Source organism: Nocardia sp. NPDC047038, assembly GCF_040644075.1.
GTDB lineage: Bacteria > Actinomycetota > Actinomycetes > Mycobacteriales > Mycobacteriaceae > Nocardia > Nocardia sichangensis.
Window position 1 is genome coordinate 266,797 of sequence record NZ_JBEYVQ010000002.1, and the last position, 17,165, is coordinate 283,961.

Sequence of the window (17,165 nt, forward strand, 5' to 3'; positions counted from 1 at the left end):
TCACATTCGGAAGACGCCGAAGCCGTCGGCGCCTTTGATCGGGGCGTTGTGAATGGCCGACAGGGACATTCCCAACACGGTGCGGGTGTCGCGCGGGTCGATGACGCCGTCGTCGTAGAGCCGCCCGGACATGAACATCGCCAGCGATTCGGCCTCGATCTGCGCCTCCACCATGGCGCGCATCCCGGCGTCGGCCTCCTCGTCGAACGGCAGGCCCTTCGCCTCGGCGGCGGCCCGGCCGACGATCGAGATGACGCCCGCCAGCTGCGCACCGCCCATGACGGCGGATTTCGCACTGGGCCAGGCGAAGACGAAGCGCGGGTCATAGGCCCGGCCGCACATGCCGTAGTGGCCCGCGCCGTAGGACGCGCCCATCAGCACCGAGATGTGCGGCACCTTCGAATTGGAGACCGCGTTGATCATCATCGCGCCGTGCTTGATGATGCCCTTCTGCTCGTACTCCTTGCCGACCATGTAGCCGGTGGTGTTGTGCAGGAACAGCAGCGGGGTGTTCGACTTGTTGGCCAGCTGGATGAACTGGGTGGCCTTCTGCGATTCCTCGGAGAACAGCACACCGCGCGCGTTGGCCAGGATGCCGACCGGGTAACCGTGCAGCTCGGCCCATCCGGTGACCAGGCTGCTGCCGTAGAGCGGCTTGAACTCGTCGAAATCCGAGCCGTCCACGATGCGGGCAATCACCTCGCGCGGATCGAACGGGATCTTCAGATCCGACGGCACGATGCCGAGCAGATCCTCCGGGTCGTAGAGCGGTTCGATCACCTCGGCGCGCGGGGCGGGCCCCTGCTTGCGCCAGTTCAGCCGCTTGACGATGGAGCGGCCGATGCGGATCGCGTCCTGCTCGTCCACGGCGTAGTAATCCGCCAGGCCGGAGATCCGCGCGTGCATGTCCGCGCCGCCGAGGGATTCGTCGTCGGATTCCTCACCGGTGGCCATCTTGACCAGCGGCGGACCGCCGAGGAACACCTTGGAGCGCTCCTTGATCATCACCACGTGATCGGACATACCGGGGATGTAGGCGCCGCCCGCGGTGGAGTTGCCGAACACCAGCGCGATGGTCGGGATGCCCGCCGCCGACGCCTGGGTGAGGTCGCGGAACATCCGGCCGCCGGGGACGAAGACCTCCTTCTGCGTCGGCAGGTCCGCGCCGCCGGATTCCACCAGCGAGATCACCGGCAGCCGGTTCTCCCGCACGATGTCGTTGATCCGCAACGTCTTGCGCAGCGTCCACGGGTTCGAGGTGCCGCCGCGCACGGTCGGATCGGGCGCGACGATCATGCACTCGACACCCTCCACGATGCCGATGCCCGCGATGGTGCTGCCGCCGACGTGGAATTCGCTGCCCCAGCCCGCCAGCGGGCACAACTCCAGGAACGGCGAGTCCTCGTCGACGAGCAGTTCGATGCGCTCGCGCGCGGTCAGCTTGCCGCGCTTGCGATGCCGCGCCAGCTTGTCCGGCCCACCGCCCGCGATGGCCTTGGCGAACTCCGCGTCGACCTCGGCGAGCTTGGCGGTCATCGCTTCCGCGGCCGCCTCGTACTCGGGCGCGGCGGTGTCCAAGGTGCTGCGCAGAATGGTCATGACTGGTACCCCAATCGCTTCGCCGCCAGTCCGGTCAGTATTTCGGTAGTGCCGCCGCCGATCCCGAGGATGCGCATATCCCGATACTGGCGCTCGATCTCGGATTCGCGCATGTAACCGAGGCCGCCGAACAACTGGACGGCCTGGTTGGCCACCCACTCGCCCGCTTCCACCGCGGTGTTCTTCGCGAAACACACCTCGGCGATCAGGTCGGTCTCGCCTTCGGCGCTGCGCTGCACCACATCCCGGGTGTAGACGCGGGCCACATCGATCCGACGCGCCATCTCGGTGACCGTGTTCTGCACCGCCTGCCTGCTGATCAGCGGGCGGCCGAAGGTCTCGCGATTGCGCACCCACTCCAGCGTCAGTTGCAGGCAACGCTGCGCGCTGGAATACGCCTGCACCGCCAGCCCGACGCGCTCGCTGACGAACGCGCCCGCGATCTGGTAGAAGCCGGAGTTCTCCGGGCCGACCAGGTTCTCCACCGGCACCCGGACGTCGACGTAGGACAGTTCGGCGGTGTCGGAGGCCAGCCAGCCCATCTTGTCCAGCTTGCGGCTGACCGTGAAGCCCGGCGTGTCCTTGTCGACGATGAGCAGCGAGATGCCGCCGGAGCCCGGCCCGCCGGTGCGCACCGCGGTGACCACGAAGTCGGCGCGGACGCCGGAGGTGATGTAGGTCTTGGCGCCGTTGACGATGTAGTGGTCGCCGTCGCGGCGCGCGGTGGTGGTGAGGTGCCCGACGTCGGAGCCGCCGCCGGGCTCGGTGATCGCGAGCGATCCGATCTTCTCGCCCGCCAGCGTCGGCTTCACCCAGCGCTCGATCTGGTCGGCGTTGCCCGAGGCGATGATGTGCGGCACGGAGATGCCGCAGGTGAACAGGGAGGCGAACAACCCGCCGGACGCACCGGCCTGGTGCATCTCCTCGCAGACGATCATCGCGTCAACGCCGTCGCCGCCGGAACCACCCGCGGATTCCGGGAACTGCACGCCGAGCAGGCCGAGCGCGCCCGCCTTCTTGTGCAGCTCGCGCGGGATCTCACCGGCGCGCTCCCAACCGTCCAGGTACGGCAGGATCTCGCGTTCCACGAATCCGCGCACCGTCGATCGCAATTCGCGTCGTTCCGGCGTTTCCCAGAGTTTCGTCATGTCAGCAGCTCCACTGGAATGTCGAGGTGACGAGACCGCAGCCATTCGCCGAGTCCCTTGGCCTGCGGGTCGAAGCGGGCCTGATAGGCCACGCCCTGGCCGAGCAGGCCTTCGATGATGAAGTTCAGCGCCCGCAGATTGGGCAGGACGTGCCGGGTGACGGTCAGCGAAGCCGCCTCCGGGAGTAGTTTTTTGATGCGCTCCACGGTGAGCGAGTGCACCAGCCAGCGCCATTGCTCGTCGGTGCGCACCCACACACCGATATTCGCGTCACCGCCTTTGTCACCGCTGCGTGCCAGCGCGACGGTTCCCAGCGGCATGCGGCGCGTTTCCCCGGCGGGCAGCGGTTCCGGAGCGGGCGGCTCGTCGACGGCGGCGAGTTCGGCCGTCTCCGTCGCCGGGGCGATCTCGACGCGGGCGCCGTCGGGCAGCACCGCCGTGTGCGGCACTTCGGCGGCGTCGACGAACCCGGGCGTGAACACGCCGTAAGGAGAACCGTTGCCCGGCAAGGTGGTGAAGCTGCACCCCGGATAGCTGGCCAGCGCCAGCTCCACCGCGACGTTGGAGAACGCGCGCCCGACCTTGTTCGGGTCCGGGTCGCGCACCACGCAGCGCAGCAGTGCGCTGGCCTGCTCCTCGGTGTCGGCGTCCGGGCGGTCCAGGCGGGCCAAGGTCCAGGTCAGCTCGGACGGTCGGCTCGGCAGCCAGGACTCCAGTTGCCGTTGCGCCAGTTCAGCTTTCGCTTCGATGTCCAGGCCGGTGAGCACGAATTCCATCTCGTTGCGGAAGCCGCCGAGGGTGTTCAGCGAGACCTTGAGCCGGGGCGGCGGGGCCTCACCGGTGACGCCGCTGATCCGCACTCGGTCCGGGCCGTCCTGGTCGAGCCGGATGGTGTCCAGGCGGGAGGTGACGTCGGGCCCGGCGTAGCGCGCTCCCTGGATCTCGTACATGAGCTGGGCCTCGACCGTGTCGACGGTGACCGCGCCGCCGGTGCCCGCGTGTTTGGTGATGACGCTGCCGCCGTCGGCGCGGATCTCCGCGATCGGGAAACCCGGCCTGCCCAGATCGGCGAGCTCGGTGAAGAAGGCGTAGTTGCCGCCGGTGGCCTGGGTGCCGCACTCGATGACGTGCCCGGCCACGACCGCGCCGGCCAGGCGGTCGTAATCCGTTCGGCCCCAGCCGAAGTGCGCGGCGGCGGGGCCGACGATCACCGAAGCGTCGGTGACCCGGCCGGTGACCACGATGTCCGCGCCCGCGTTCAGGCATTCGACGATGCCCCACGCGCCGAGGTAGGCGTTGGCGGTCAGCGGCGCGCCGAAGCCGAGGTCACCGGCGCGCGCGAGGAGGTCGTCGCCCTCGACGTGCGCGATCTTGGCGTCCAGTCCGAGGTCGGCGGCAACCTTGCGCAGACGCTGCGCCAGACCGGCCGGGTTCAGGCCGCCCGCGTTCGCCACGATGCGCACGTTGCGTTCGAGCGCCAGCCCGAGGCAGTCCTCGATCTGCTTGACGAAGGTCTTGGCGTAGCCGAGGTCCGGGTCCTTCATCCGGTCCCGGCCGAGAATCAGCATGGTGAGTTCGGCGAGATAGTCGCCGGTGAGGACGTCGAGCTGTCCCCCTTCCAGCATCTCGCGCATGGCGCCGAGCCGGTCGCCGTAGAAGCCGGAACAGTTGCCGATCCGGAGCACGTCCGGGTCGGCGGCCAGCATACTCATCAGCGGGAATGCCTCCTGTACGGCGAACCGTCAGGATGAGCCGCATGCCGCACCCGTGAAGTCCGCGTTCCGCGACCAGCATCACACCGGGGCCAGAAAAAAGCAAGCATGCGTGCTTGTTAATTGCCGCCCCGCCGCCCCGGCCACCGGGAGACCGAGTGGGCTGGAGCAAGATGGCACCGTGTCCAGCGACGTCACCGTGATCGTTCTGTTCGCCCTGGCGGGCTTCCTGCTCGGCGGCGTTTACACCACCTGGAGGACGGCCCGGCCGCTGTCCATCGCGCTCGCCGTCTGCGCCGCCCTCGCGGCGGGCGGCGCGCTGGCCTGGTGGCTCGGATAGATCGAGCGGAGAGGCAGCCGCTCAGCCCCTCGACAACCGGAAGATTCGCAGGTCCTCAGGGACACCGTTGAGTGGCGCCGCGAAGAAGCTGCGGCGATACGGCTTGGCCGCCAAGCCCAGCTCCGCCAGCGTCTCCGGCCGCAGCCCCTGGAGCGTGGCCTCCGACAGCATGGTGTTGCCGTTGCCGCCCGCCTCCATGACCCGGGCCGCGATGGTGACGTCCACCCCGAGCCAGTCGCCCCCGATCTCACGCGGGGAACCGGTGTGCAAACCGATCCGCATCTGCGGGGTATAGCCGCGCACCTGCACGTCGGCCAGGTTGCGCTTGGCGGTCACGGCGGCGCGCACCGCCCGGTCGGCCGAAGGGAACACCGCCATGACCCCGTCGCCCATGCGCTTGACCACGTGGCCGCCCCGCTCGGCGATCGGCGGCTCGATGGCCTTGGCCACCTTGCGCAGCAGTTCCAGGGTGGCCTCGTCACCGGCCGTCAGCGACCAGCGCGAGAAGGCCACCAGATCGGTGAACATGACAGTTACTTCCTGGCTACCTTTACCGCGTCCCATCCGCTCCAGGGCGGCCTGCCAGACCTGCAAGGCGCCGAAGCCGATCTCCCGCGCGGCGCTCGGTGCGTCGCCGACCAGTTTGTCCGCCGCGCGCGCGACCGCTCGCGCGCCGCCGGGCCCGGAAACCGACAGCGGATCGCCGAAAGCGGGATCACCCGGCAGCTGTTGCCGCGCCTTGCGCAGCACGCCGATCAGGTCCGCCCGCTGATTCGCCGCGTTCACCAGCGCGGATATCTGAGCACGCCGTAACCCGCCGGAACGGCGAGGAGCATCGCCCGGATCGGACGGCTCCAACGGAATGACCACCTCGGGCGGTACCCCTCCCTCGGCCTCCGGCCCCGACCCCGGCTCGGCGCCGCCGGAAGGTGTTTCATGCACGCCCCGAGGGTATCTCAGCCGATCCGACGTCGGCAGGTTACCGATCATCACCATGTGCCACCTCCGCTGCGAACCTCAGCGAGCACACCGTCGGGCCCGGCATTGGATAACGAGCTGGTTGCTGCACCGAGGCTACTCGGGCGAGAAGGGGTCTCGGAACCGGCAAGGGGCATAGTTTCCTCGATGTTCACACGCACGATCGGCCCGGCGCGAGGGTTCGCACCGGGCCGATCAGGGCACCGTCCGCCGGGCAGTGACGGGCGGTGGGGGGAGCGCCGGACCTCCCGACAAGGTCGGCGCACCATCAACCCGAGTGGCGAGGGAAGGCGACTCGGGTCGTCAAGGGAGCTCGTCTCAAGCGTCGCGCTGGTTCACCACGACCAGCGACGCGCCGAAGACGATCGCGACGAAGACGGTGAAGTAGAGCAGGCTGCCCCAGGGTCCCCAGTGCCAGTTGGCCGTGGACGGGGAGGCGCTCATGAAATGGTTCGCGTTCGCGAACGGCAGGAACGGGGTGACATTGCGCCCGAAGCTGCCGAACGCACCGAGCAGCCCCTCGATGAGCAGCGGCCACAGCACGATCAGCGAGATCGCGGCGGCGGATTGCCGCACCAGCACGCCGACGCCGACCGCGAGGACGACGCACAGGAACGCGTAGATCGGGATGGAGTAGACCTCGCGCCAGTCGGCCGCGCTGGACAGCGTGAGCGCCGCGCCCGCGTCCGGCCCGCTGATCGCTTTCGCCACCACGTAGGCGACGAACGCCAAGGCGATGGTCAGCAGCGCGCCGTACACGCTGACCAGCCCGGCCTTGGTCAGGATGACCTTGGCCCGGTGCGGCGTCGCCTGGAACGTCGTCCGGATGATGCCGAAGCGGTATTCGCTGGTCACGGTCAGGGTGGCCATGATCATCAGGACCATCACGCCGAAACCGCTGATCCCGGCCACCGCGGTGGAGACCGTCAGGTCGATCGCGCCTTCCGTGCCGTAGGACGCGCGCGCCACCGAGGCGAGCAAGGCGGCCATGCCCAGCGCGAGGGCGATGACGATCGCCGAGCACCACCAGGGCGACCTGGTCGAGGTGAGCTTGATTCGTTCCGCTGCCAGCACGCCCATCAGAGCGCACCTCCCATCACCTGATCGAAGCCTTCGCCGTGGTACTCCACCGCGCCGCCGGTCATCCGCATGAACGCCTCTTCCAGCGACGCGCGCTGCGGGGCCAGCTCGAACAGCGTGATGCTGTTCTCGCCCGCGAGCTTGCCCACCGCGTCACTGGAGACGCCCGCCACCATGAGCGCGGAGCCGTCGGCACTCGCGCCGTCCTCCCTGACGGTCATGCCGTTGGAGGTGAGCACGCTGCGCAGCTGGTCGAGCTGCGGGCTGCGCACCCGGACCGTCTGCTCCGAGGCGCGTTCGATGAACTCCTGGGTGGTGGAATCCGAGATCAGCTTGCCGCGCCCGATCACAACCAGGTGCTCGGCGGTCTGCGCCATCTCCGACAGCAGATGACTGGAGACCAGCACCGTGCGGCCCTCGGCGGCCAGCCGCTGCATGAAGCGGCGGATCCACAGGATGCCCTCCGGATCGAGGCCGTTCACCGGTTCGTCGAACAGCAGCACCTCTGGGTCGCCCAGCAGCGCGCCGGCCAGGCCGAGCCGCTGCGACATGCCGAGCGAGAAGCCGCCCGCCGACTTGCCCGCAACCTCGGACAGGCCGACCAGCCGCAGCACCTCCTCCACCCGGGACTTGGCGATGTCGTTGGAGGCGGCCATCCACTCCAGATGAGCCCGCGCCGACCGGTTCGGATGCACCCACTTGGCGTCCAGCAGCGCCCCGACGGTGCGCAGCGGATGGTCCAGCTCGTGGTACGGCCTGCCTTTGATCAAGGCGGTGCCCGCGGTGGGCTTGTCCAAGCCGAGGATCATGCGCATGGTGGTCGATTTGCCCGCGCCGTTCGGTCCGAGGAACCCCGTTACCTGCCCGGGGCGAACGGTGAAGGTCAGATCCTGCACCGCTACGGTCTGCCCGTAGTGCTTGGTGAGGCCTTTCAGCTCGATCATGCCGCCCAGCATTCCGCAAATCGCGGGCGCGCGCGTCGGTAATTGGTGCCGAGTTGGATCATCCTCGAGGATGAGGAGATGAAACAGGCTCCCTTAAGGGTCGAGGTCGAAGTCTCAACGGCCGAGTAGTTCGGCGACGCGCAGCAGCGGAGCGATGTAACCGGGGATCGCACTCGGATCGCGCAGCGCCGCCGATGTTCGGACGAAGGTGAGAAGTTCGGCCCCGACCAAGCTCCAAGGCGGCACCGTTCGGGCGATGTGCGCGGCGATCAACGGCGGACCCACTCTATATATGAATCGCGGCAGGATCACAGGCGTTTACGTCGCGAGGGCGAACACGGCGGCGAGCGCGGCGGCCGCGTCGAGCAGGGCGCGAGATCGAGCCGCGATGCTCGCGTCCCGAGCCGCCAGCGCCGCCTCGACATCATCGGATCGGTGGCCGCGCGGCAGGTCGGACATCAAGGTCTTCAGCGTGTCGACGCGGTATCCCGCTTTGCGGAGCTGATGGACGATCCGGGCATCCCGGACCTGGGTGGGAGAGTACTGCCGCGTGCGCTGCGTGGTCGCGCGATCCGGGACGACGAGTCCCTCCGCGTCCCAATGCCGCAGTGTCGACGGGCGCACGCCCAGCGCGGCGGCGAGTTCGGCGACGCTCATCGCATCCGAAGGGCGCACGTCGGCGATCGGCTCGGCGGAGATCACCTCCGCCGCCCGCTTGGCGAGTGCCAGGTCGGTGCGTTCCCGGTCCAGCCGGGCATGTGCCGCGTCGAGCAGAGCCAGTACCTGAGGTACCGGTCCCTCGTGGACGGCGCGAACGATGCGCTTGGCCTCGACGGGGCCGACGCCCGCCGCCAGCGCTCGATAGGCGAGTGCGGAACGCACATGCACCTCGCCGTACCTGCGGTAGCCGGTCGCGGTGCGTATCGCCGTCGGCAGCACACCGTCGCGTTCGAGGTTGCGGATCTGCTGCACGGAGTACCCGACCCGCAGCGCCACATCGGCCGTGCGCATCGTGGAGTTGCGACTTGTCACGCCATTTGCCATGCGTCTCCTGCTCGAAGTCTCCACAAGCACCTTAATGAAACGCTGGAACACATGACCATCGACGAGATCATCGGCTTCGTCTCCGCCCTGGACGGAGTCCTCACCCTCAGCCCCGGCCCTGGCGACGGCTCACCGGAGATCAGCTGGGGCGATACCTTCTTCTACTACTCACCGGACGGGGTGATACCGAAGACGACCCAGCCCTTCGCGACGATCGTGACGAAGAACTATCCCGGCGACGAAAGTTCGGACTTGGACCGCCCAGATGCGTTCCGCGTCAACATCGCCGCCGGGAAAGAAGCCTTCACCCACTGGACCGGCCACACTCCCCGCGAACGATCCACCCCCGACAATCCGAGCGCAACCGATACGGTGATCCCCCACCCGGTCTACGCATCCGCCGCCTGGCTGGCAGTCATCAACCCCGGCCCCCGAACCACCGCCCCCACCCGCACCCTCCTCCGCACCGCCTACGACCTCGCCCGCTCCCGCCACGAACGCCGCCCAGCTCGGTCCTAGCGGACCGCGAGTGGCACATGGTTGCGGTAAAGCGCGAGAGAACTCTCCACCATGTGCCACTCGCGGCGATCGCTACGGGCGTTCAGCTATCCGGTCGCTCGACCGGAACAGGACAACATAACCGATCTTGTCCTATGCGAGAAGTGCTGCGGCACAGAAATCCATCGGTCAGGATCCTACGCGCGGAATCCGGGCCGTTCGCTGTTGACATGGAGCGCGCTCCAGCACCTAGCGTCGGGGCCGACGGATTCGAGTGCAGGAGGTAGCAGGATGGACGACATTTCGACCCGGCAGCTCGGTGGGCTGACCGTTTCCGCGCAGGGCCTGGGGTGCATGGGTATGAGTCACGGCTACGGCGCCGCGGACGACGAGCAGTCGATCGCGACGCTGCACCATGCCCTCGACTTGGGGGTCACCTTGTTGGACACCGCCGACTTCTACGGCGCGGGGCACAACGAGGAGCTGATCGGACGGGCCGTCGCAGGGCGGCGAGACGAGGTGGTGCTCGCCACGAAATTCGGCTTCGCCAACCGATTGGGCGAGCCCACTCACATCCGTGGCGACGCGGCCTACGTGCGACAGGCATGCGAGGCATCGCTGCGCAGGCTGGGCGTCGACCACATCGACCTCTACTACCTGCACCGGGTGGACCCGCAGGTGCCGATCGAGGAGACCGTCGGCGCGATGGCCGAACTGGTACAGGCCGGGAAGGTCCGGCACCTCGGGCTGTCGGAGGCGGGCGCGGACACCATTCGCCGCGCGCACGCGGTGCACCCGATCGCCGCGTTGCAGAGCGAGTGGTCATTGTGGACGCGTGATCTGGAGGCGGAGATCCTCCCGGTCTGCCGTGAACTCGGCATCGGCCTGGTCCCCTTCTCGCCGCTCGGGCGCGGATTCCTGACCGGACGGTACAACTCGGTGGAAGGCCTGGCGGACAACGACGTGCGGCGCAGCCAGCCTCGCTTCGCCGACGGCAATCTCGAACGGAACCTGGCGATCGTCGCCGAGCTGAACGAGCTGGCCGCGGCGAAAGGTGTCACCGCGGGCCAGCTCGCCTTGGCCTGGGTGCAGCACCGGGGCGAGGACGTGGTGCCGATTCCCGGCACCCGACGGCAGCGATACCTGGAGGAGAACCTCGCAGCGCTGACCATCGAACTGTCCGTCGACGACCTCGCCGCCATCGAGGCCGCCGCCCCGACGGAGCAAGTGGCGGGCGACCGCTACGACGCGACGAACCTCACCTTCGTGAACGGCTGAGGCCCGAACCCAGCGCGCCCGGACTCGCCCACCGAGTGATGGCAGGCCCCCGCCACGACGTGGCGAGACCCGCTTCCGTCAACGGCTGAGGCCCGAACCCAGCGCGCCCGGAATCGCCCACCGAGTGATGGCAGGCCCCCGCTACGACGTGGCGAGACCCGCTTCCGTCAACGGCTGGATCCGGGGGCGACTGGGCCGCCATCGTTCGCCGACGGAGTGAGGGCCGAGCACGCGATACGGATTGGCGCGAATCCCTTTTCGTCATCGGCTGAGCCCTAGGGTGACCAGCCGTCCCGCCAAATGATCGCGGCACCTCCGACCTGGCTACCCTCGCTCTCGTATGGCGGAGACCGCCGCCCCCCAGCGCCGCTGACCGGGCTCGCCCGTCGAGTGGTGTCGCCACATGCGTCGTGTCGCCACCTGTTCAGGAAAGCCGAAAGCCGTCATCGACGTCCCGAGCCTCTGGACTCGAGCCCGACGCCTCACAGCCCCGGGGACGATGCCTGGGCCCAGAAGCGCTTCGGGATGCGCCCGGCCAAGCGCGCGGTGTATCCGGCGCGCACCGCGTCCGCCATCGCCGCGGCCATCAACTCGGGGCGCTTCGCCCTGGTGACGGCGGTGGCCAGCAACACCGCGGAGCAGCCGAGTTCCATGGCGAGGGCGGCGTCGCTCGCGGTGCCGATGCCCGCGTCCAGGATGACCGGCACCTTCGCGTCGGCGACGATCATCTCGATGTTGTGCGGGTTGCCGATGCCGAGGCCGGTGCCGATGGGCGCGCCCAGCGGCATCACCGCCACGCAACCCGTCTCCTCCAGACGGCGAGCCAGGACCGGGTCGTCGTTGGTGTAGGGCAACACGACGAAGCCGTCGTCGACGAGTTGTTCCGCGGCGGTGAGCAGTTCGACGGGGTCCGGCAGCAGGGTGCGCTCGTCGGCGACCACCTCGAGTTTCACCCAGTTGGTGTCAAGCGCCTCACGCGCCAGCTGCGCGGTGAGCACCGCCTCGGCCGCGGTGCGACAGCCCGCCGTGTTCGGCAGCGGCGCGATGTCCAGACGTTTCAGCAAGTCGAGCACACCAGTGCCGCCCGCGGCGTCGATGCGCCGCATGGCCACGGTGGTCAACTCGGTGCCGGAGGCGATCAGCGCTTCCTCCAGCACGGCGAGGTTCTCCGCGCCGCCGGTGCCCATGATCAGGCGGGAACCGAACTCCCGGTCCGCGATCCGCAGCGGGGCGTCGGCCCGCGCGGATGCCGTCGCAGCCTCAGCCACCTTGAACCGCCGTCAGCACCTCGATCTGCCAGCCGCGCCCGACCGGTTCGTCCCAGCGCGACTTGGGGAACACGGCTCCGTCCACCGCGAGCGCGACACCCCGGCACGGCAGTCCGAGGCGCTCCAGCAACTCGCGCACGGTGAGCGGCTCGGCGAACTCGTGCTCGTCGCCGTTCACCGTGACACCGATGGGGACGGATGACAGCGTCATCGAATTCCTCCTACAGTCGTCGAAAAGCGTTGCGGGTCGGCTACTTCCGCTTCGGGCAGCATTGCCCCGCCGAGCAGGCTCGCCACCGCGTCCACCGTGAGCGGCAGGGTCAGCATGCCGTTGCGGCCGTGCCCGGTGGCCGCGACGATGCGGTCGGTGAGCCGGCCGATCAGCGGCAGGTTGTCCGGGCTGCCCGGCCGGGAACCGGCGCTCGCTTCGGCGAGTTCGTATTCGCCGATGCCGGGGAACACCGCCTCCGCGTCGGCGATCAGGTCGCGGACGCCAGCGACGGTGACCGCGGTGTCGAAACCCGCCTCGTACTGCGTGGCGCCGACGACGATTCCGTCGGCGCGCGGGACCAGATAGACCGCGCGCCCGTGCACTCTGGCTCGGATCACCCGGCGCGGCGCGGGCGCGACGCCGGGCCGTTGCCGCAGGCGCAGGATCTCGCCCTTGACCGGGCGAACCGGCAGCTCCGGCCACAATGCCGCCGACGCGGCTCCCGCGGCGAGCACGACTTGGTCGTGCGGAAGTTCCGTCAGCGAGTCTACGGACTCGGCGCGAACCACGACGCCGGCCGCCTCGGCGGCTTGCCGCAGCGCGGCGACCAGCTTGCGGTTGTCGATCGCGGGTTCTGCGGGTGCGAGCAGCGCGGCGCGCACCGTCCTGGCCAGGCCGGGTTCCCGCTCACGCACTCCGGCGCGGTCCAGCAGGCGCAGCTCGTGCCCGCGTCCGCCGACCCAATCGGCCACCGTGCGCAGGTCGGCCGCGTCGGCCGCGTCCAGCGCGACGGTCATGGTCTCGTCCGCCACGAAAACCGAGACGCCGGTCGCGTCCGCCAGCCGGGCGGCGAATTCCGGCCAGCGGGCCAGCGACGCGGCGCCGAATTCGAGCACCCGATCCTCGCCGGGCCAGCCTTCCGACAGCGGTGCGAGCATGCCCCCGGCCACCCAGGAGGCCCCGGTGGCGACAGCCGGATCGAACAGGGTGGCCGACCAACCGGCCTCGGCGGCCCGCCAGGCCACGGCGAGCCCGACGGCGCCGCCACCGACGACGGCCAGAGTCCGCATCCGATCCACCTGCCTCCTGTTTCGCATCCCACGGTAGCGCGGCTACGGTCGAAGGCGTGCAACCCTCCCACCCCAATCGACCCGCCTCGCCGCGGGAGCGTCTGACGAACGCGCGGCTGTACCTGTGCACCGACGCTCGCCGGGAGAAGGGCGATCTGGCCAAGTTCGCCGAGGCCGCGTTCGCAGGCGGAGTCGACATCATCCAGCTCAGGGACAAAGGATCACCGGGCGAGGCCGAGTTCGGCCCGCTGGAGGCCAGGGCCGAGCTCGGCGCGCTGGCCGAACTGAAGGCCGCCGCGCGCAGGCACGGCGGGCTGGTCGCGGTGAACGATCGCGCCGACATCGCCCTCGCCGCCACCGCCGACGTGCTGCACCTCGGCCAAGGCGACCTGCCGCCCTGGTACGCGCGCCGAATCCTCGGGCCCGACGTGGTGATCGGACGATCCACGCACAATCGCGCGCAGGCCGGGCTCGCCGCGATCGATGAGCACATCGATTACTTCTGCACCGGCCCCATCTGGGCGACCCCGACCAAACCCGGCAGGCAGGCGGCGGGCCCCGAACTGGTTCGCTCCACCGCGGACGCCCATCCCACCCGGCCCTGGTTCGCGATCGGCGGGATCAACGCCGAGAACCTGGCGCAGGTCCTGGAAGCCGGGGCGAAGCGGGTCGTCGTGGTGCGCGCGATCACCGAGGCACGCGATCCGGAAGCCGCGGCGCGTGAGCTGAAAACGGCGCTACTGGCGAACGCGTGAGCGCCGCGGTCAGGAAAGCACCTGTCCGCGGGTGAACGAAAGCGCGGTCTCCACCGCCGTGTTCCCGTTCGACGCGGGCTCCGCGGCCTGCACGCCCGGCTCGTCGACGATCCTGGCGTAGTCGCCCGGACCGGCCGGATCCGAATGCAACCAAACGAAACCGAGGTCGGCGAGGTCGAGCGTGCGCGGCAGGGCGGCGGCGACGGCTCGATCGTCGCCGAGTTCGGCGAGCAGCACCCGCGCCGGTGCGGCGCGCAGAGTGGGCCAGGACGCGGCGAAACCGGGATGCAGCGGGCGGGCGTCGACGTCGTCCTCGGGAACCCAGGCCAATTCGGTGCTCTCGCGGTTGCCGGTGGTCGGCAGCGTCATCACCGCGTCGGCGACGACCGTGGTGTAGGTCCAGCCGCTCAGGGCCGACGCTGTCACCCGCTCGCCGCGCACCCGGACGTCGGCCGGATCGATGCCCGCCTCTTCCCACGCCTCGCGGACCGCCGCGTGCACGGGCGTCTCGTGACTGTCCCGCGCGCCGCCGGGCAACGCCCAGGTCCCGCCTTGATGACTCCACGGCGCGCGGTGTTGCAGCAGCACCGCCGAACCGCCATCGGCCAGCGGAGCGCGCAGCAGCAGTCCGGCGGCGCCGAAGCGCCCCCAGTGCCGCAATCCGTCCGGGCCACGCGACCAACCGTCACCGTCACCACGCATGTCGTACCCATCCTCGTCCAGCCGCGGGCAGCGCCTCACCGCCGTCTCCTCCCAATCGGGGGTGTTTCACACGCCGCGGCGCCCGTACGACCACAATAAACTCCGCACCAACACGCACGGATCGATCGGATATCCGGTCCAGCCGTCGAGAAATCCGCGTACGCGGCCCAAACTGGGGAGGTGGACATGGCTAGCTCCGAGCCGACGACGGCCGAACTCCGGCCGTCGTCCGCGCCCGAGCCCGCCGGTCGGGACGATCCGGGCGGCCTGAGCGTCGCGGTGGTGCGCGAACGTCTCGACCTGACCAATCTGCGTTCGTTCGCCAATTCCTCACCGGGACGGCTGATCGCGCTCGGGCTGCTGCTCATCGGGTTGTGCCTGGCCGCGGGCTCGATGACCGCCGCGACGGTCGGTGACCGACAGCAGGGCCTGGATGTGTTGCTGCGCGACACCGAACCGGACGCGCATTCCGCGCTCCGGCTCTACACTTCGCTGTCGATCGCCGACGCAGCGGCGAGCACCGCCTTCATCTCCGGCGGGCTGGAGCCGCAGGCGGTGCGGGATCGCTACACGCAGGCACTGGGCGAAGCGTCGGCGGAATTGGTCACCCAATCCGACGCGGCGGCCGATCCGGATGCGCGGCTGCGCACCGGCATAGTCACCGGCCTGCCGGTGTACTCCGGTCTGGTGGAAACCGCACGGACGAACAATCGCAGCGGATATCCGGTCGGCGCCGCGTATTTGAGCGAGGCCTCCAACCAGATGCAGACGACGCTGCTACCGATGGCCGAGGAACTGCATAATCATCGCTCGGCGGCGGTGACCGCCGCGCAGCGCAACCACGTGCGCCCGCCGTGGTCCGCGATCGGCCTGCTGCTGCTCACCCTCGGCGTGCTGGTCTGGGTCCAGCGCGATCTGGCGCGACGCTGGCGGCGGGTGCTCAACCCGGGACTGGTGCTCGCGTCGGCGGCCATGCTGATCCTGCTCGCGTGGACGGTGATCGCGGGCTCGGTGTCGGCGGCGGCGATGATCAGCGCTCGCGACGACGGCGCGGTGCCCTCCTCCCGGTTGACCGAGAGCCGCATCCTGGTGCAGCAGGCCCGGGCCGCGGAGACCTTGAAATTGGTGCGCCGCGACGCGACCGGCGACTACGACCGCACCTACGACGCGGACATCGAACGGCTGGCCGATCTGATCGGCAAGTATCCCGGCTCCGCGCCCGCGGCGAACGAGATGCGCAACGCCGTGCCTGCCCTGGCGCGCTGGCGAGTGGCGCACCAGCGCATGAACGACGCGCTGGCGAAGGGCGATTTCAACAGCGCGGCCGTGGTGGCGACCGGACCCGGCTCGGCGGACGTCACCGTGCAGGTGGAGGCGCTGGACCGTTCGCTGGAGCAAGGCATCGCCGCCACCAGGGACACGCTGCGCGACAGGATCTCCCATGCGGCCCGCACCCTGGACTTCCTGGGCGCGGGCGCGATGGTGCTCGGCATACTGGCGGCAGGCTATGTCGGACTGGGCATCTGGCCCCGGCTTCGGGAGTACCGATGAGATCCGCGCGCGGCATTCTGGTGGCCACCCTCGTCGTAGTGACGCTGGCGAGCGGCTGTGCGAGCGATTCCGGCGCGCCGGTGTCGGGCAAGACGCCGAAGTACACCGATCCCCCGTTGCCTGCCAAGGCCGTTCCGGTGCTCACCGATTCGCCGGTCCCGCCGTCGCCGGGCACGTCGCGGTGTGGAGACCCGACCGCGAGCCTGCGTCCGACCGGAGCGGGCTCGGCCGCGCGCGGCGCGGCGATCGACGCGATCCGGGCGCGCGGCAGGCTGCTCGTCGGATTGGACACCGGCAGCAATCTGTTCAGCTACCGTGACCCGATCTCCGGCGCCATCGTCGGTTTCGACGCCGACATCGCCAGGGAAGTGGCCCGCGATCTGCTCGGCAGCCCGGATCTGATCGAGTTCCGCAGCCTCGGCTCCGCCGAGCGGGAGACGGCGTTGCAGAACCGCACCGTCGACCTGGTCGCCAAGACCATGACGATCAACTGCGAGCGCCGCGAGAAGGTCACGTTCTCCACCGTCTATCTGCGCGCCAACCAGCGGGTGCTCGCGGTGAAGAACTCCGGGATCCGCAGCCTGGCCGATCTGGCGGGCCGACGGGTGTGCATCGTCTCGGGCACCACGTCGCTGGAGCACATGCGCCGCGACCAGCCCGCCGCGACCATCCTCACCGTGCCGAGCTGGGCCGACTGTCTGGTCGTGCTGCAACAGCGCCAGGTCGACGCGGTGAGCACCGACGACGCCGTGCTCGCCGGCCTGGCCGCACAGGACCCGTACACCGAGCTGGTCGGCGGCAGCATCAGCGAGGAGCCGTACGGCATCGGCATCACCAAGGGCAACGACGACCTGGTCCGCTTCGTCAACGGCACACTGGAACGCATCCGCAACGACGGCACCTGGGTCGGGCTTTACCAGAAATATCTCACCGTTCTCGGCCCCGTACCCGCTCCACCCGCCCCTACGTATCAGGACTGACGGGTCG

The 17,165-nt window shown here is 69.5% G+C and carries 18 protein-coding genes; 6 read left to right on the forward strand and 12 right to left on the reverse strand.

From position 1 onward, the window contains the following. The 3 genes from ABZ824_RS09475 to ABZ824_RS09485 are packed head-to-tail and all read right to left on the reverse strand — an operon-like array spanning position 1 to position 4,459. A complete protein-coding gene (locus ABZ824_RS09475) occupies positions 1–1,599 on the reverse strand; it encodes a carboxyl transferase domain-containing protein (RefSeq protein WP_355071600.1) in 1,599 nt (532 codons plus the stop codon). Then, positions 1,596–2,747, reverse strand: coding sequence for an acyl-CoA dehydrogenase family protein (locus ABZ824_RS09480; RefSeq protein WP_356962797.1), 1,152 nt, complete (start codon positions 2,745–2,747; stop codon positions 1,596–1,598). Before ABZ824_RS09480 ends, ABZ824_RS09475 begins: the two co-directional genes overlap by 4 nt. Continuing rightward, the gene (locus ABZ824_RS09485) at positions 2,744–4,459 is read right to left on the reverse strand and encodes an acyclic terpene utilization AtuA family protein (RefSeq protein WP_356962799.1); all 1,716 of its coding nucleotides are present in this window, start codon (positions 4,457–4,459) and stop codon (positions 2,744–2,746) included. The genes ABZ824_RS09480 and ABZ824_RS09485 overlap by 4 nt, the downstream gene beginning before the upstream one ends. A gap of 181 nt (positions 4,460–4,640) precedes the next feature. Between ABZ824_RS09485 and ABZ824_RS09490 the strand changes: the two genes are divergently transcribed. Next, positions 4,641–4,799, forward strand: coding sequence for a hypothetical protein (locus ABZ824_RS09490; protein ID WP_356962800.1), 159 nt, complete (start codon positions 4,641–4,643; stop codon positions 4,797–4,799). 21 nt (positions 4,800–4,820) lie between these two features. Here the strand turns inward: ABZ824_RS09490 and ABZ824_RS09495 are convergent, their stop codons facing one another. From ABZ824_RS09495 to ABZ824_RS09515, 5 genes are all read right to left on the reverse strand, one after another. Next, positions 4,821–5,597: an adenylate/guanylate cyclase domain-containing protein gene (locus tag ABZ824_RS09495; protein ID WP_356963473.1), complete on the reverse strand. Its 777-nt coding sequence runs from the start codon at positions 5,595–5,597 to the stop codon at positions 4,821–4,823. A gap of 498 nt (positions 5,598–6,095) precedes the next feature. Beyond that, on the reverse strand, positions 6,096–6,857 hold the full coding sequence (locus ABZ824_RS09500) for an ABC transporter permease (protein WP_356962802.1): 762 nt from the start codon (positions 6,855–6,857) through the stop codon (positions 6,096–6,098). Beyond that, positions 6,857–7,801: an ATP-binding cassette domain-containing protein gene (locus ABZ824_RS09505; protein WP_356962803.1), complete on the reverse strand. Its 945-nt coding sequence runs from the start codon at positions 7,799–7,801 to the stop codon at positions 6,857–6,859. The genes ABZ824_RS09500 and ABZ824_RS09505 overlap by 1 nt, the downstream gene beginning before the upstream one ends. Positions 7,802–7,915: 114 nt before the next feature. Beyond that, positions 7,916–8,086 carry a hypothetical protein gene (locus tag ABZ824_RS09510; protein WP_356962804.1) on the reverse strand — a complete coding sequence of 57 codons (171 nt, stop codon included), beginning with the start codon at positions 8,084–8,086 and terminating at the stop codon, positions 7,916–7,918. Between the two features lie 33 nt (positions 8,087–8,119). After that, positions 8,120–8,812 carry a MerR family transcriptional regulator gene (locus ABZ824_RS09515; RefSeq protein ID WP_356963474.1) on the reverse strand — a complete coding sequence of 231 codons (693 nt, stop codon included), beginning with the start codon at positions 8,810–8,812 and terminating at the stop codon, positions 8,120–8,122. Positions 8,813–8,896: 84 nt separating this feature from the next. On the opposite strand from ABZ824_RS09515, the gene ABZ824_RS09520 reads away from it, so the two are divergent. Both ABZ824_RS09520 and ABZ824_RS09525 read left to right on the forward strand, forming a co-directional pair. Next, positions 8,897–9,364 (forward strand): DUF6194 family protein, encoded by a 468-nt coding sequence (locus tag ABZ824_RS09520; RefSeq protein ID WP_356962805.1) that lies wholly within the window; start codon positions 8,897–8,899, stop codon positions 9,362–9,364. A gap of 270 nt (positions 9,365–9,634) precedes the next feature. After that, on the forward strand, positions 9,635–10,621 hold the full coding sequence (locus ABZ824_RS09525; RefSeq protein WP_356962806.1) for an aldo/keto reductase: 987 nt from the start codon (positions 9,635–9,637) through the stop codon (positions 10,619–10,621). 482 nt (positions 10,622–11,103) lie between these two features. On the opposite strand, the gene ABZ824_RS09530 is transcribed toward ABZ824_RS09525, so the two are convergent. Genes ABZ824_RS09530 through thiO form a run of 3 tightly spaced genes read right to left on the reverse strand, consistent with a single transcriptional unit; the run spans position 11,104 to position 13,170 of the window. Then, entirely contained in the window at positions 11,104–11,889 is a 786-nt protein-coding gene (locus ABZ824_RS09530; protein WP_355071586.1) for a thiazole synthase, read from the reverse strand. After that, the gene (gene thiS, locus ABZ824_RS09535; protein WP_355071584.1) at positions 11,882–12,100 is read right to left on the reverse strand and encodes a sulfur carrier protein ThiS; all 219 of its coding nucleotides are present in this window, start codon (positions 12,098–12,100) and stop codon (positions 11,882–11,884) included. The genes ABZ824_RS09530 and thiS overlap by 8 nt, the downstream gene beginning before the upstream one ends. Continuing rightward, positions 12,097–13,170, reverse strand: a complete 1,074-nt coding sequence (thiO, locus tag ABZ824_RS09540) for a glycine oxidase ThiO (protein WP_356962808.1) — start codon at positions 13,168–13,170, stop codon at positions 12,097–12,099. Before thiO ends, thiS begins: the two co-directional genes overlap by 4 nt. A 56-nt stretch (positions 13,171–13,226) precedes the next feature. Here thiO and thiE point away from each other — a divergent pair, with 56 nt between their 5' ends. Then, complete coding sequence (gene thiE, locus ABZ824_RS09545) at positions 13,227–13,925, forward strand: thiamine phosphate synthase (RefSeq protein WP_355071580.1); 699 nt, start codon at positions 13,227–13,229, stop codon at positions 13,923–13,925. Positions 13,926–13,934: 9 nt separating this feature from the next. On the opposite strand, the gene ABZ824_RS09550 is transcribed toward thiE, so the two are convergent. Next, positions 13,935–14,627 (reverse strand): NUDIX hydrolase, encoded by a 693-nt coding sequence (locus ABZ824_RS09550; RefSeq protein WP_356963475.1) that lies wholly within the window; start codon positions 14,625–14,627, stop codon positions 13,935–13,937. 186 nt (positions 14,628–14,813) lie between these two features. Between ABZ824_RS09550 and ABZ824_RS09555 the strand changes: the two genes are divergently transcribed. Both ABZ824_RS09555 and ABZ824_RS09560 read left to right on the forward strand, forming a co-directional pair. Next, positions 14,814–16,178: a hypothetical protein gene (locus ABZ824_RS09555; protein WP_355071578.1), complete on the forward strand. Its 1,365-nt coding sequence runs from the start codon at positions 14,814–14,816 to the stop codon at positions 16,176–16,178. Next, entirely contained in the window at positions 16,175–17,158 is a 984-nt protein-coding gene (locus tag ABZ824_RS09560) for a glutamate ABC transporter substrate-binding protein (protein WP_356962809.1), read from the forward strand. The genes ABZ824_RS09555 and ABZ824_RS09560 overlap by 4 nt, the downstream gene beginning before the upstream one ends. The last annotated feature ends 7 nt before the right edge of the window (positions 17,159–17,165 follow it).